The following is a 14,006-nucleotide window of genomic DNA, read 5'->3' as shown; positions in this document are numbered from 1 at the left end:
ACATTCGCCGCACGAACTTTGCTGCGATGTGGGTGGTTTTTATGGATGGCGGTTGAGGCAATTCGGTCACACAGCTTGGAGCGACGCTATGGCGATCCCAATGTCAGGATCGAGCGGGCATGCCTGCGTGCGACCGCGTCACGATCCGCCCCGTAGCCGCCACCAAGCGTACTCGCCAAGGGGATCGACCGATGGCGGGCTGCTTGGCCCACCATTTGGTCACGCTTGACCAATCCGGCATCGGTCAGCGCCAACCGACCCAGGCGGTCGTCCACATGCGCATCCACGCCCGCCTGTAGCAGGATGAGGTCCGGCCGGAAATCGTCCAGCGCCCCGGTAAGCATGCGCTTCAGGATGTCCAGATAGACCGTATCATCCGTCAAGTCGGGCAATGCGATATCCAGGGTGGAGCCCGCCTTCTGGGTAGGGAAGTTCTTTTCCGCGTGCAGGGAAAGCGTGAATATATCGCCGCGTCCTGCAGTCAACGCAGCGGTGCCGTCCCCTTGATGAACGTCCAGGTCGAGGATCAGGATGCGCTTTGCATCGCCTTCCTCGATCAGTCTGTTCGCGGCGACCGCGAGATCGTTGAACACACAGTACCCGGCCCCGGTATCTGCGAGGGCGTGGTGACTGCCGCCGGCGCTGTTGGCTGCGTAGCCATGGCTTAGCGCCAGCTTGGCGGTCAGCCACGTGCCGCCAGGCGACAGTTGCGACCTTCGCGAAATTCCCTGGTCGATTGCAAAGCCTATCCTGCGCTCTTTGGCCGCCGCCACTCTGCAGGCGATGACTTCCTCGACATAGCAAGGATCATGGATCGCTTCGAGCCAGGCTCTCGGCATGATGTCCGGGACGTGCACCGTCATCGGCACTCCGCTCTCGCGAAGCGCATCCATCACCCGGGCATACTTGTCGTGGCGGAAGGTGCCTTCGCTTCGTGCCGGGACGACATACTCGGGATGATGGACAACATGCAGCATCTGGGCTGAGCTAGCGGACGCCCTGAACCGGGTCGAGCTTCACGTCCCTCGATGCCATACTCATCCAGTCGCCATCCTCGCCAGCAAACTGGGAGAGCCTACGAGACAAAGGCTGACAAGACAAAGGAAGCCGATCGGCTCGCCTCTGCTTCATCCCAAGGTCTTGGCCATCAAGCGCTCCAGTCGCTGCGCAAAGGCTCGCGGATCGGCCGGAGCTTCTCCCTCCGCAATACGCGCCTCGTCAAGCAGCAGGAATGCGATATCCCGCCGTTCGTCCGCGCTCGCCGTGGACTGCTCCAGTCTTGCAATGAGGGCATGGCGCGCATTCACTTCCAGCACAGGCTTTTCACGTTCGGGGGCACGGCCGGCTGCGGCCAGCATTTTCTCCAGTTGAAGGTCCATGGCGTTGTCCGGCGCCACGATGCACACGGCGCTGGTGGTCAACCGGTCGGAAATGCGAACGTCGGAAACCTGATCCGCCAGAACCTCCCTGGCAAAGGCGACGAACCCGCTGACATCCTCTGCCGGAGTGGATGTGTCTGCGTTCCCTTCTGCGAGAGGGATCAGGCTGAGGTCGCTGGCGCCTTGCGTCACCGACTTGAAGGGTTTGCCTTCATAATCGACGCCCATCGTTGTCCAGAAATTGTCGACCTGGTCGGGCAGCAGCAAGACTTCGATGCCGCGCGCCTTGAACCCTTCGAGCTGGGGAGACGTCGCGATCCGATCGAGGTCATCGCCGGTCGCATAGAAGATCGCAGTCTGATTCTCTTTGAGCCCCTCGACATAATCCTTGAGCGAGCGCCACTCGCCGTTCGATGCCGTGGTCTTGAAGCGGGCGAGCCCGAGCAACTGAGCGCGCCGCTCGTAGTCCTCGTAAAGCCCCTCTTTGAGCACCGCGCCGAAATTGTCCCAGATCGCTGCATAGCGATCGGTATCGCTCACCGAGAGCTTTTCGAGTTCCGACAGGATGCGGTTGCTCACACCCTTCTGGATGGAAGAAAGCACGGGGCTTTCCTGGATCATTTCGCGCGACATGTTGAGCGGGAGATCAGCGGAATCCACCAGACCGCGCACGAACCGCAGATAGCGCGGGAGAATTTCCGCCTCATCTGTGATGAAAACCCTTCTGACATAGAGCTTGATGCGGCCATTGCGGTCGGGATCAAACAGGTCGAAAGGCTTGCTTTCCGGGATGAAGGTCAGCACGGAATACTCGTGCCGCCCTTCGGCACGGTAGTGCAGCGTCACAGCCGGCTTGTCGAACTGCCCCGCCACACTGCGATAGAAGTCGGCATACTCATCCTCGGTAACGTCCGACTTCGCCCTGGCCCACAGCGCCGCGCCGTCGGCAAGCTGCCGTGCTTCTTCCTCGCTCCCGGTTTCTTCAAGGAAAATCGGCACCGGCACATGGCCTGACTGAGCCTTGACGATCCGCTCGACGGTGTGGAGTTCGGCATAGCTCTTCGCGTCGTCGAGCAAGTTCAGCGTAACCCGCGTTCCCCGCGCGGGAGCGGCGGCGAGATCCACGGGAGCTATGGTGTAAGTGCCCGAACCATCGGATGCCCAAGCGGCCGCCTCATCCTCACCCGAGCGGCGGGAGACTACCTCGACTTTCCCGGCGACCATGAAGGCCGAGTAGAAGCCCACGCCGAACTGACCGATGAGCTGCTGTCCCTCGCCGTTCTTGTCGGCAGAGAGCCTGTCCATGAACGCCTTTGTCCCCGATCGGGCAATGGTGCCTAAGGTCTCGGCCATGTCGGCGGCGCTCATTCCGATGCCATTGTCCGCTATAGTGAGCGTACCAGCTTCCTTGTCGAGCGTAACGGTAATGCGCGGCTGCGGGTCATCGCCAAGCAGTTCGGGCCGGGAGATCGCTTCGTAGCGCAGCTTCTCACAGGCATCGGCAGCGTTGGAAATAAGCTCGCGCAGGAAAACGTCCCGGTCCGAATAGACGGAATGGACCATCATGTGCAGGAGCTTCGAAACATCGGCCTCGAAGGCGCGGGTCTCAGGGGCGGTAACCGTCTCAGTCGTCATCGTCTCTTTGGCTCACATGTTTCATATCTACGCCTGCCAGATGGATTGGATCGTTTCCACGTTCAAGAGGGCCCGGCGCAGATACGCGGATGGTGATCAGGGCGCCCCATGCATCAGGTAGCCTGTCGGAGGTCAGCCTTTCCTATTTCCAGGCTCGAAAAGCTATTGGGCGTAGCGCCTGGCATAGCGGCGAGCGCCCGTCGCTCGAGGCGACCCAAATTCTACCGGACTCGACATAACGCCTCGCTATCGTCAAAATTCGTCGAATGGATCCCATACAATCCCCTCTTGTATCGCAAGCCCTGGCTTACGCATCCAGCGCGCACGGCAGCATCGATCACGTCCGCAAGTACACTGACGAGCCATACATAAACCACCCGATCGAGGTGATGGAGATCGTCAGTCAGGTTCCGCACACGGCCGAGATGCTGGCTGCAGCGTTGCTGCATGACACGGTCGAGGACACTTGCGTCACGCAGCAAGACATCGAACGGGAGTTTGGCCCCAATGTCGCTAAGCTGGTGATGGAACTGACGGACCAATGTCACGAAGGCAATCGTGCTGCGCGTAAATCCGCAGAGGCAGCGCGGCTCGCGAAGGTTTCGCGGGAAGCCCAGACGATCAAACTGGCGGATCTTATCAGCAATACCCGCTCGATCGTCCACCATGACCCCGGCTTCGCGAAGGTATACCTTCGCGAGAAGGCACAGCTACTGGCCGTCATGGCTTCAGGTGATCAGTCGCTCCATAAGCTTGCCGTCAGCCTGACTGAAGGCACCGATTCGACCGCAGGATGACCGATCACGCTACAAAGCCCCGTTTGCGCGGGTTTGCATAGTTCGAAACGCCTCAGGAGATGCCCTGATAGTGGACGTTTGCGAGCCGGCCACTATGGTTGCGTCCTTCGTCGGATACAGTAGCGGCGTCACTGCCCCCGACGTCAGATGCTTACGCAAACATCGCGGGCGGTTGCCTCAGACGGTGGACACCGTCCCACCGTCGATGATGAACTCGGCGCCGTGAATCGAGGCTGCGCGATCGGATGACAGATAGGCAATGAGGTCTGCGACCTCATGCGGCTCCGCTGCGCGGCCGATCGAGATGCCGCCAAGACCGTCCAGGACCATCTGCCGAGCTTCCTCGATCGTCCCGCCATTGGCGGCTTGCAGCCGCTTCAACATCTCGACGGACGACTCTGTCATGATCCAGCCCGGAGAGACCGCGTTGACCCGCACGCCCTTTGGTCCAAGTTCTTTGGAGATGGACTTGCTGTAGGTCCGCAGTGCGGCTTTGGCGGCGGCGTAGGCGGTCGTGGACTCTGGGAGGGGCAGGATCGACTGGATGGACGTCACGTGCACTACAGTGCCGTCGCCCCGCTCGACCATCTGCGGGATAAGGAGGCGGTCCAGTCGGACCGTCGCCAAAAGGTTGAGGTTCAACTCGGACAGCCAGTGCTCATCCGTGAGGGCTACGAACCCGCCGCCCGGCGCCGAAGAACCGCCGATCACGTGGGCGAGGATGTCGACGCCGCCCAGGCGTTCGAGCGCCGCCTTGACCAGCGCCTCTCCGCCCTCAGCCGTCGTCAGGCCGCCTCAACATATTCGGCGCCGTCGATGGGGTCGCGGGTTACGCGGGCGGCGGTGATCACCCGCGCGCCGCCGGCGAGGAAGCGTTCCACTGTGGCGCGGCCGAGACCCTTGGTGCCACCGCTGACGAGCACGCGCTTGCCGGCGAACTCGGCGGGATCAGCCTGGACTCTCATGCCGTTATCTCCATCGTCTTGATCGCGTCGCCTTCGAGATCGAAGTGATAGGTGAAGCGGATCGGACTGCCCTTGAAGTCGCCATGGGCAGAGCCCTCGACCACGACCTGGCCATTCTCATTGCGGGCGGTGTCCGGCGTGAAGATCGCTTTGACTGCGATCACCTCCTCTTCGAACCAGGTCCTGAGCTCGGCGTGTCCTTCATGGCTCTTCCCCATGTCGGAAGCGACGGCATCCCCTGCGAACGGCTTCAGCATGGCATCGACATCGAGCCGCGCGTTGGCCTCGACGAATTCGGCGATTGGCGTGGGTAGTTCTGGGGTCATCGGGAATCTCCTCTGCATCGCTAGGGCCAACCGGCCGAAAGCTGTGAGGCGAACTTAGAGATAGATCATGCGAGCGATAATCGGGATGATATGGGATGTAGTGATGCGAAAAGGTGGATAATGACAGGGCATAGTCTCGTTGAACTCGACGCGGTGCTTGCGGTCGCGCGCAAGACGTCCTTCCGCCAGGCGGCGCTCGAGCTCGGCATGTCGACGACTGCCCTCAGCAACACCATCGGCAAGATCGAGCGGCTTCTGGGCGTACGCTTGTTTAATCGGACAACACGCAGCGTTTCACTGACCGACGCCGGGCGCAATTTCGTCGCACAGGTCGCGCCTGCGCTCAAGGACATCCATGACGCGATGGACGGTGTGCGCTCGCAGCAGAACACGCCGTCCGGCGTGCTTCGGATCAATGCATTCGCCACCGCGGCGCGGGAGATCCTGTCTCCGCTTATCTTCGACTTCGTACGGCGCTATCCGCAGGTCCACGTCGATCTGGTCACTGAAGGCCGGTTGGTCGATATCGTCGCTGACGGGTTCGACATCGGCGTGCGCAGCGCCGACCTTGTGCCAAGCGACATGATTGCGGTGAAGCTCGGCAGGCAACGGCGGTTTGCGGTGGTGGCATCGCCGACGTATTTCGAGAATATCGAAAAGCCGGTAGTGCCACCGGACCTGCTAAAACATGCCTGTCTGCGCATCAGGTTGCCCAATGGCCGGCTATATCCCTGGCATTTCGAAAAGAACGGGCAGGCGGTTCAGATCGACGTGAAAGGCCCGCTTACACTAGATGAGGCCAGTCTTTCACGCATCGCTGTCATGAAAGCGATGGGCATTGGGTTTTTCATGGAGTCCGACGTCCGCGATGACATCTACGCTGGCAGGTTGATCCAAGTGCTCGAAGACTGGACGCCGCCGTTGGCGCCCTTGTGCCTTTATTATCCTGGCCGTAAAAACCGGTCAGCTGCGTTCCGCGCTTTCACTGAAATGGCACGCGAATTCACCGCCACAGCCTCGGGGTAGGCCTTGCGCACCTTCGCGGCGATGGTTGTCAAATGGGCGCGGAGGACAGCGGCTTTCAGTATGCCCGCGAACGAGTTGGATAGCCGATATTCTGGCGCATTGCTGCGCGTCGGTTTATGCCAGCAGCGGCCAAGACGGCTTCTGCCAAACCTGCCGCTCGGCGACTTGAAAACGGTTGGCAGCAACGTGCCCTAAACTTACTCATTTGATTTCCCCAGGAGGAAGCGAGAACCGATGATGCGGTCGATTGGGCGAAAGTCGCCTTCGGCGACCGGAGCCCAGTCTACTGGGAAAACGGTACCCCCGATCCGAACCGCCATGTCGCTCGGACTGGGCCGTACGCGATCGGTTAGCGAGCCTCCCATAGGACCGACGCTGATCAGACGGGAACGCAATCATCGGCGATGGGGTTTATCGGGCAAGGAGACCTACATGCCCAAACGCATCCTCATCACCGGCGCAAGTGTGGCCGGCAACACTGTGGCCGCGGTGCTTGCCGACCACGATTTCGAGGTCGTCGTGGTCGAGCGTGCCGAGGCGTTTCGTGACGGTGGGCAGAATGTCGATGTACGCGGCGTCGGGCGCGACGTGCTTCGCCGGCTTGGCCTGGAGGGGGCGGCGCTCGACAATGGCACCGGTGAGGAAGGAACGGTCTGGGTCAACGAGGACGGCAGCGAGGCAGCGCGGTTCGCGGTGGACGAGAACGGAAACGACGGTCCGACTGCGGAGATGGAGATTCTACGGGGCGATCTGGCTCGTATTCTCTATGACGCGGCGAAGGATCGCGCAACTTATCGGTTCGGCGATCTGATCGAGGCGGTCGAGGAGACCAGGGTTGGTGCCAGCGTCACCTTCTCCAGTGGCACGACCGAGACCTTCGACGCGGTGATTGTGGCTGAGGGGGTCGGCTCCTCGACACGCGAACTGGTCTTTAGCGGCGAAAACAACCCGCGGTGGATGGATATGACCATCGCCTATTTCACCATTCCGCGAACGGATGCCGACGATCGGATGTGGCGCTGGTTCAATGCGCCAGGCAAGCGCAGCGCCTCGCTCCGCCCCGACCGTCACGGCACAACCCGCGCTATGCTGTCGCTCTCGAAGGAAGCCGAGGGCGAGCAAGACTGGGATGTCGAACGCCAGAAGACCTTCTTGCACGAGCGCTTCGCGGACGCGGGCTGGGAGACGCCGCGCATCCTCGCGGCGATGGATGGCACCGACGACTTCTACTTCGACGTGCTTCGACAGGTGCGCCTGCCTCGCTGGGCGTCCGGCCGCGTCGTCGTGACCGGCGACGCCGCTTGGTGTGCTACGCCGCTCGCGGGCATCGGCACCACCCTGGCGGTCACCGGCGCCTATGTGCTGGCGCAGGAACTGATCCGAAATGCAGATGTCGAAGCTGCGTTCCAGGCCTATGAGGAACAGATGCGACCGATGGTCGAGGACGGCCAGGGCGTGCCGAAGATCGCGCCGAGCCTAATGCATCCCAAGAGCCGGCTAGGGATCAGCCTGCTCCATGGCGTACTCGGCGTTGCCAGCTCGGACATCGTCCGCAGGTTGAGCGTCAGACTTTTCAGCGGACGAGGTAAAGAAGTCAATCTGTCCCGCTTCGATTGAGGCGGGCTTCGGGACACCCTGCCGCCATTGTTCGCTGGATGCGCCTTCGCCGTCCTAGCCGAGCAGGGGAACGTCGACTGTTAGGATCACGCCTTCGGCCGCGTAGTCGATCAAGCCTTTCCGGCTATCGTGCGCGCGAGCGCTTGCTCGATTAGTGTCGTCCCGAAGCCGGTACGGTGGCTCGAAACCTCGACCGGCGATGAGGCGATCGAAAGGCTTCAGGAGCACGTCGGCAGCATCGTGCCGCTGGTTACCGATGTCGAGATCAATGAACGGGTTCGCGCTCGCCCGCTATGTCGCTGAACACTCGCCCGAACTAAAGATCGTGGTGGTGAGTTGGCGGATATTGTTCAAAGATGGTGACATGCCAGCCGGGGCGACCTTCATCTCCAAACCGTTCAGCGCCGAACTCGTGCATGACCATCTGCGGAGAAACTGCCTGACTGGAGGAAGCCAGAACCGCTCGAACAGGCCGTCTAGGATCTTCCAAGCTAGCCGACCTCGGCGCTATCCGCGGACGGCCGGCGCCTGCCAGATGCGGATGGCGCCATGTCCCGCGAATATGTACCGACCAGCACGCCAACAGCGAGAACAGGAATTGCGCGCAGGGCGTCTATGACGGCACCGCGGCCCGGATGCGCGCCAAGGTCGGGCGCTTCGCCGAGCGCGTATAGCTGAAAAACATAATCATGCTCACCGTGCCCCGTCGGCGGATCGGGCGGTAGCCACCCGCTGGCGAGGTAAGAATTGCGCCCGATCGATGCGCTGCCAGCATCAGTTCCAGCCAGCGCGCCTTCCGCCAAGCTGCGTTCGGTCGGATCGATACCCCATAGGATGGCGTGTATGAGCGGATGCGGTGCCGGCGCGTCAGGGTCTTCGACGACGAGCGCCAGCATTTTCGTGCCGGTGGGCGGCGTGTCCCAGATCAGGGGTGGCGACACCCCGCCGCCGTCCGCTGTGAACCGATCAGGCAAGCGGCCCCTATCGCCGAATGCCGGGCTCCCGAGATCCAGCCGCGCTTCGGGAACGGCAATCCCGGTATCGGCGATTATCAGATTGGCATGGCCGGCGCGGACATTGCGAAGCGCGGAGCCGAGCCACGCCGGCACATGTTCGAGCATAGTGCTTTTCCTCAGCCGTCAGCGTGCCGACCTTCGGCGAACTCCTCGACGAGCTTCGCGCAGAAGGCTGGCAGGTCGTCGGGCTTGCGGCTCGTCACCAGCCCCTCATCGACAACCACCTCTTCGTCGACCCAGCTGCCTCCGGCATTCTCGACGTCGGTACGGATGCTCGAGAAGGACGTCAGTCGACGTCCATCGACGACATCGGCCTCGACCAGCAGCCACGGGCCGTGGCAAATCACGGCGACCGGTTTCTTTTGGTCGAAGAACGCCTTAACAAATGCGACTGCTTCGCTGGATGCGCGCAACTTATCCGCGCCGACGCAACCGCCCGGGATAATCAGACCGTCAAAGGCATCCGCAGAGACATCGGCGAAGGTCTTGTCGATCGCGTACTCGCCACCCGGGCCGAGGTCTTTGTTGTTGGTCTTGGCAGTACCGCCTTCCAAACTGATGACCGTGACCTCGCCGCCCGCCTCCTCAACCGCCTGTTTGGGCTGGACGAACTCAGGCTCTTCGGTGCCGCGCGGCGCGATCAGGATCGCGATGGATTTGCCTTTGAGGGACATTGGCTTCCTTTCGATATGTCTGCCGGCAAATCCATGTTGGTGGAGCCGACCGTGCTGTGCCGGCATTCACCGAACTTGCATCGATAACTGACTGGTCAGGCAAGCCGTTCCCGCGAATTGCGCGGCAGTGCCTTCGCATTGAGCGCTACAAGCGGCATCCACATAGGCCTAGCAGCCTCGACGGGGCGACATGAGCCGAGCGTTTTCTCAATCGTTCGCTGTCCAGGCCCCGCGCAGGTGCCGCCGACAGAGGGGAAGATGGCATGGCCGAGAAGAAGGGCAAAGGCAGCGAGACTGCGAAGAAGGCGAACGCCAAGGCGGCGAACGAGGGATAAAGCAGTCCTTGCAAATCATCCGCCGCGCAGGCGAACAGGGCAGGAAGAACGACGAGGAAGCATCTCACCCGCAAGGCTGTCGCGATCTCACGAGCCGAAGCGCGCTCGGCACGCGAGGAGGACGTGGCGGCAGCCAACACATCGGTCGCCTGATCGTCGGTCCCGTTCGGCCAGCTGATGCGTTGGGCCGGCATGATGACGGACGCCGCCCTGCCTATGTTCCTATCGTGCGACTCGCACCATGGCCTCAAAGGTATGTCGCGTGATTGTTCGACGATCATGAAACCGCTGCGTTCGACCAATTCGCGCCGTTCAGCAACGACCACGCGAGTGCCTGCTTTTCCCGAGAGCTGGTGTTCGGCGGAAGATGATGTGCTGTGCGACCGGCTGCTGCATGCTTGCGCTGTACCGCTGCGCATATCAATCGGTTCAGGAAGGGATCAGGTGATCGACTGTTACTTATGATCGGCACTTTAATACGCAGGAGCAGTCTACGATGAAGGATCAAGCGTCGTATCTCGCGGCCTTCCTAGTATCGTTTTCGGTAGCACCAATGGCAGTGGCCCAATATGCCCCCGTCGATCCGATGCCCATGGGGCAGACATCGACAAGCACGATGGCGAACAAGATATCCGGGGACATAGCGAGCGGCCGGAAGAGCGGCGCTCCGGTTTCCAACAGATGCTTTGCAAACTCTGGTCCCGGCCCCGAACGCCGTGCAATGGAGGCCGAGCACGCGCGTCGGCTGCGCACCGATGGCAGGCAAAGCGCCGATGCTTGGCTGGAGGAACATGGCAGGCGCTACCGGGCACGGTTGGTCGCTGAAGGAAAGTGCCGATGAGCAGGACCAGGAGTTCCGGGCTGGCCGTCCTGGCGCTATGCGCCGTACTGGTCGCCGCCGGGTCACATCCCGCTTTGGCGCAGGACTACAATTATGTTCCAGGATGGGCGGACACGCACAACCATCGCTACAAAGGCGACGGCGAAACCGGCGAGTGGTCTGCGAAGACCGAGTTGTTCGCAAAGCTTCGCTCGAGTGGACCCGCGGCGCGATGTGCGCTGGCGAACCTCTCCGAGCCCGACGGCAACCTTATTGTCAATCGATACCGCAGCCAGGTCCGAAAAACGAACGAACAGGCGGCTCTGAACTGGGCTCATCAGCAAGTCGCGGTCTATCATCGTCTGCTGATGCGCCAAGGCAGATGCCCGGAACGCCAATAGTACGGGCCGGGCGAAGGCCTGCGCAGGAGATGTTTGATTGTCGCTGCAACGCTCAGAGTGGCTCGCGATCAGCATAGCGACTTTGGCTATATTCGTCGCACAGGTTTCCGCCAAGGCTCAAGCTGGCAGATCGGCCTATCCCACGGATCGCTGCTCGTATGCAACCGTAAGTCCTGAAGATCAGTGCAGATATCGGTCGCGAGACGAGCGGCGCGTGCGAAATGATGGGAAAGAGCCTGCCGAAGCCTGACGACGATCCTGGCTATGCCCGAGAATGACGTGGCGGAGAAGCGACGGCAGGCGCGTCAGCGAGCGCCCATGAGAGCAGGCGGCAAACCTTGCCGTCGAACGCGCACGGAAATGCGTCCAGTATCGAGCGGGGGGAGCATGGCGATGGTCCCGGTCGCGGTCTGCGCGGACTGACTGCCCCCTCGAAAGACGGTCGCCACACCACGTTGATCTTTTACTGTTTCCACCTCAAGTGCTGAAAGATACTTGGCAACCAACGGCGAAGGCGAAGGCGAAGCGAACCGAGCAGTCTGGACACGACCAACTTGCGCCGTTCCGGTGCGGCCGTCGGACTGTCCGCTGACGCCGGAACTGGTCGTTTGCAGGTCGGGCGGCTGCGAGTGGGCTATTGGATCGAAACCAGACGATCTCGAATTTGTCCAAGCCGCCTAGAAGAGGTGGGGCACGAAATCCTCGAAGAAGAGGCGCCAGTTGGCCCATGTGTGGCCGCCCTCGCTCTCCTTGTAGACGAAGGGGATATGATAGGCGTCGAACATCGCTCGCGTCTTGGCTGAGGTTGGGTAGAGGAAATCGTCACGGCCCATGGCGAAATAGAGCAGGCGCAATTCGGTGGCGTCGCGGCGCAGCACGGCGTCGTATTTGCTGCGATAATCGGTGATGCGATTGGGATTGGGGTCTGCCGCCTGGCCGAGGCCCATACCGAATATGCCGATCCACTGAAAGACCTCCGGATGGGTGAGGCCGGTGCGATAGGTGTGCGATCCTCCCATGGACAGGCCCGCCATGGCGCGCGTCGCGGGTTCGGCCAACGTGCGATACTGGCGATCAATGGCTGGGATCAGGTCCTGGAGCAGATCGTTGCCGAAATCGGGATTGTCGATGGTCATGACGCCGGGACGGAAGGGCGTGATGCCGTCCGGCATGACGACGATCATCGGCTTGGCCTTGCCGGCGGCGATCAGATTGTCGAGAATCACGTTCGCGCGCCCGGCTGAGGTCCAGCTGTCGTCCGATCCACCGGCGCCATGGACCAGATAGAGCACGGGATAGCGGCGGGCGCCCGAAGCGAAATAGTCGGGCGGCAGATAGATATGGGCGCGGCGCTGTGTCCCAAGTGCCTTTGCCTCATAGTCGATTGTGCCGACCAGGCCATGGGAGACGGCCGGGTTCCATGTCTGCAGCGAGGACGGCCCGCTGGGAATTTCGAGCAGCGCTTCGGTGCCGGCATAGCCCTGCGAGAAGCGGCGCGCGACCGGATCGGCCACGCGCACGCCATCAACGAGGAAGGCGTAGCGATAGGTGCCTGGCGGCACCGGATCGGGCAGAGTGGTGGTCCAAAGGCCACTGGCGTCGCGGACCATGGGTTGCGGCTTGGCTGCGCCGCGCGCGGTGCCGGGCGGAATGTCGAGGGTGAGGTCGCCGCTGGTCAGCGCCACGGTCTGCGCTGCGGGCGCGCAGAGGCGAAAGCCGACATGATGATCGGCGCTGATGCTGACCGAGGGTGCGGGCGGCGCGGCCGCGCCGGCCTGATCGCAGGGCGTGATGGGTTCCGCCGCCAGTGCAGGAGTGGCGGCAGCCGGCGCGACGCTGGCCAGCGTGCCGGCAAGCAGGAAGGATAATAGCGGTGCTTGGTGCGGACGTTGTTCGGACATGGCGTGCCTTGTCTTGGAAGAAAGGCAAAAGCTGCCCGAAGCACACTAACGGGCAAGGCGCGAAGCGCGCCTCTCCGCCAAGCGGTCGTTCTGCGCCGTAACGTGCCCAGCAGAGGGAACAAAAGGGCCGTGCAAAATCGCCACCGAGGGCGATCGCCCCCTTCGAACGCACCAAGTTGCCCCCCCGCCGGTGCGGCCGATTCCTTTTTTCGGTCGATGGTTCGGTGGAGATGGATGGACCACCGACTTCGCGTGACCGTCAGCTATCTCCGCAACACTACTCCGAACCGGATATTCGCCTATAGGGCACCTCTGTGCAGATAGCTGATGTACGTGGGCCTTTACTGTCATTGTTTCCGAACCGGTTGATGAACATTGACCCGCGGCAGGGGCCGGCTTTGGCAGGCCGTATGCCGGTGTGTTGGGAAAACGGCCGTTTTACGCACATTGCTCCTCGTCGCTTTTCTCAAAAAAATCCAATCGGGAAAGCCGTCTCAGGAAGGAACTGGCCCTCTTGCATGAGCCTCGCAATAAGTCAGCGCCTCTGCTGCCGTCTCCGCAACAGCGAGGAGTCTTGCTTCCTTCCATCCCTCCCGCGCAGCGGCCGACAGGCCGAGCATCGTCGTAGAAACGTAATCCGCGATACGCTCAGGTGCGTCGCTGTCAGACCCTTCGAGAAACACTCGCACTCGCTCGCGATTTTCCCTTGCGATCTGTGCAGCCGCGATGCCCCAATCTGTCGTCCCGGCCTTGGCATGTTCGAGGATGAGGCAACCACGCCGCTGTGGATGGGCGGCATAAGCACGCGCCGCAGCGCGTAGCATATCGCAGAGCGCCGTCGTGGGCGCGATGCCTTGAACCAGAAAGCGATCCAGCGGCACGACGGTGGCCGAATAGAGCCGCAACGTATCCTTGAAGAAGGCGGCCTTGCTGCCGAACGCCGCGTAGAAGCTCGGCGGCGTAATCCCGATCGCCTCGGTCAGCGCGGCGACGCTGACGCTCTCATAGCCGTGCTCGTGAAAGAGATGTTGCCCGACCTCAACCGCTGCGTCGAGCACGAATCCGCGCGGTCGTCCCCGCTGCCGCTTATTTTCATTAACGTTCACTACAGAAT

The 14,006-nt window shown here is 61.8% G+C and carries 13 protein-coding genes; 4 read left to right on the top strand and 9 right to left on the bottom strand.

The features are described 5' to 3' along the window. Positions 1-86: 86 nt before the first annotated feature. Both TQ38_RS20930 and htpG read right to left on the bottom strand, forming a co-directional pair. Entirely contained in the window at positions 87-977 is an 891-nt protein-coding gene (locus TQ38_RS20930; RefSeq protein ID WP_043977935.1) for a histone deacetylase, read from the bottom strand. A 150-nt stretch (positions 978-1,127) separates the two neighbouring features. Beyond that, positions 1,128-3,014 (bottom strand): molecular chaperone HtpG, encoded by a 1,887-nt coding sequence (gene htpG, locus TQ38_RS20925; protein ID WP_043977938.1) that lies wholly within the window; start codon positions 3,012-3,014, stop codon positions 1,128-1,130. A gap of 266 nt (positions 3,015-3,280) precedes the next feature. On the opposite strand from htpG, the gene TQ38_RS20920 reads away from it, so the two are divergent. Then, the gene (locus TQ38_RS20920; RefSeq protein ID WP_043977940.1) at positions 3,281-3,811 is read left to right on the top strand and encodes an HD domain-containing protein; all 531 of its coding nucleotides are present in this window, start codon (positions 3,281-3,283) and stop codon (positions 3,809-3,811) included. 177 nt (positions 3,812-3,988) lie between these two features. On the opposite strand, the gene TQ38_RS20915 is transcribed toward TQ38_RS20920, so the two are convergent. The 3 genes from TQ38_RS20915 to TQ38_RS20910 are packed head-to-tail and all read right to left on the bottom strand — an operon-like array spanning position 3,989 to position 5,102. Further along, complete coding sequence (locus TQ38_RS20915; RefSeq protein ID WP_240198178.1) at positions 3,989-4,549, bottom strand: SDR family oxidoreductase; 561 nt, start codon at positions 4,547-4,549, stop codon at positions 3,989-3,991. Between the two features lie 47 nt (positions 4,550-4,596). Beyond that, on the bottom strand, positions 4,597-4,776 hold the full coding sequence (locus TQ38_RS31035) for a hypothetical protein (protein ID WP_240198170.1): 180 nt from the start codon (positions 4,774-4,776) through the stop codon (positions 4,597-4,599). Beyond that, a complete protein-coding gene (locus TQ38_RS20910; RefSeq protein ID WP_043977943.1) occupies positions 4,773-5,102 on the bottom strand; it encodes a nuclear transport factor 2 family protein in 330 nt (109 codons plus the stop codon). The genes TQ38_RS31035 and TQ38_RS20910 overlap by 4 nt, the downstream gene beginning before the upstream one ends. A gap of 120 nt (positions 5,103-5,222) precedes the next feature. On the opposite strand from TQ38_RS20910, the gene TQ38_RS20905 reads away from it, so the two are divergent. Both TQ38_RS20905 and TQ38_RS20900 read left to right on the top strand, forming a co-directional pair. After that, complete coding sequence (locus TQ38_RS20905; RefSeq protein WP_043977945.1) at positions 5,223-6,128, top strand: LysR family transcriptional regulator; 906 nt, start codon at positions 5,223-5,225, stop codon at positions 6,126-6,128. 432 nt (positions 6,129-6,560) lie between these two features. Then, positions 6,561-7,745, top strand: a complete 1,185-nt coding sequence (locus tag TQ38_RS20900; protein ID WP_043977948.1) for an FAD-dependent monooxygenase — start codon at positions 6,561-6,563, stop codon at positions 7,743-7,745. A 491-nt stretch (positions 7,746-8,236) separates the two neighbouring features. Here the strand turns inward: TQ38_RS20900 and TQ38_RS20895 are convergent, their stop codons facing one another. Next, entirely contained in the window at positions 8,237-8,866 is a 630-nt protein-coding gene (locus TQ38_RS20895; protein WP_043977951.1) for a YbhB/YbcL family Raf kinase inhibitor-like protein, read from the bottom strand. Positions 8,867-8,877: 11 nt separating this feature from the next. Continuing rightward, a complete protein-coding gene (locus TQ38_RS20890; RefSeq protein WP_043977954.1) occupies positions 8,878-9,435 on the bottom strand; it encodes a type 1 glutamine amidotransferase domain-containing protein in 558 nt (185 codons plus the stop codon). Between the two features lie 1,172 nt (positions 9,436-10,607). On the opposite strand from TQ38_RS20890, the gene TQ38_RS20880 reads away from it, so the two are divergent. Beyond that, the gene (locus tag TQ38_RS20880; protein ID WP_043977957.1) at positions 10,608-10,991 is read left to right on the top strand and encodes a hypothetical protein; all 384 of its coding nucleotides are present in this window, start codon (positions 10,608-10,610) and stop codon (positions 10,989-10,991) included. 677 nt (positions 10,992-11,668) lie between these two features. Here TQ38_RS20880 and TQ38_RS20875 read toward each other — a convergent pair. Continuing rightward, on the bottom strand, positions 11,669-12,892 hold the full coding sequence (locus tag TQ38_RS20875) for an esterase family protein (RefSeq protein ID WP_052505873.1): 1,224 nt from the start codon (positions 12,890-12,892) through the stop codon (positions 11,669-11,671). Positions 12,893-13,386: 494 nt separating this feature from the next. Then, positions 13,387-13,998 carry a TetR/AcrR family transcriptional regulator gene (locus TQ38_RS20870; protein ID WP_043977998.1) on the bottom strand — a complete coding sequence of 204 codons (612 nt, stop codon included), beginning with the start codon at positions 13,996-13,998 and terminating at the stop codon, positions 13,387-13,389. Positions 13,999-14,006 lie beyond the last annotated feature (8 nt).

Source organism: Novosphingobium sp. P6W (assembly GCF_000876675.2).
Lineage (GTDB): Bacteria > Pseudomonadota > Alphaproteobacteria > Sphingomonadales > Sphingomonadaceae > Novosphingobium.
The sequence above is the reverse complement of the archived record's forward strand: the minus strand, read 5'-3'. Positions and strand labels throughout refer to the sequence as shown.

Bases quoted from the DNA above. Each gene is read 5' to 3' on its own strand.
- TQ38_RS20930 (WP_043977935.1), bottom strand. From the start codon at position 977: ATGCTGCATGTTGTCCATCATCCCGAGTATGTCGTCCCGGCACGAAGC.
- htpG (WP_043977938.1), bottom strand. From the start codon at position 3,014: ATGACGACTGAGACGGTTACCGCCCCTGAGACCCGCGCCTTCGAGGCC.
- TQ38_RS20920 (WP_043977940.1), top strand. From the start codon at position 3,281: ATGGATCCCATACAATCCCCTCTTGTATCGCAAGCCCTGGCTTACGCA.
- TQ38_RS31035 (WP_240198170.1), bottom strand. From the start codon at position 4,776: ATGAGAGTCCAGGCTGATCCCGCCGAGTTCGCCGGCAAGCGCGTGCTC.
- TQ38_RS20910 (WP_043977943.1), bottom strand. From the start codon at position 5,102: ATGACCCCAGAACTACCCACGCCAATCGCCGAATTCGTCGAGGCCAAC.
- TQ38_RS20905 (WP_043977945.1), top strand. From the start codon at position 5,223: ATGACAGGGCATAGTCTCGTTGAACTCGACGCGGTGCTTGCGGTCGCG.
- TQ38_RS20900 (WP_043977948.1), top strand. From the start codon at position 6,561: ATGCCCAAACGCATCCTCATCACCGGCGCAAGTGTGGCCGGCAACACT.
- TQ38_RS20895 (WP_043977951.1), bottom strand. From the start codon at position 8,866: ATGCTCGAACATGTGCCGGCGTGGCTCGGCTCCGCGCTTCGCAATGTC.
- TQ38_RS20890 (WP_043977954.1), bottom strand. From the start codon at position 9,435: ATGTCCCTCAAAGGCAAATCCATCGCGATCCTGATCGCGCCGCGCGGC.
- TQ38_RS20880 (WP_043977957.1), top strand. From the start codon at position 10,608: ATGAGCAGGACCAGGAGTTCCGGGCTGGCCGTCCTGGCGCTATGCGCC.
- TQ38_RS20875 (WP_052505873.1), bottom strand. From the start codon at position 12,892: ATGTCCGAACAACGTCCGCACCAAGCACCGCTATTATCCTTCCTGCTT.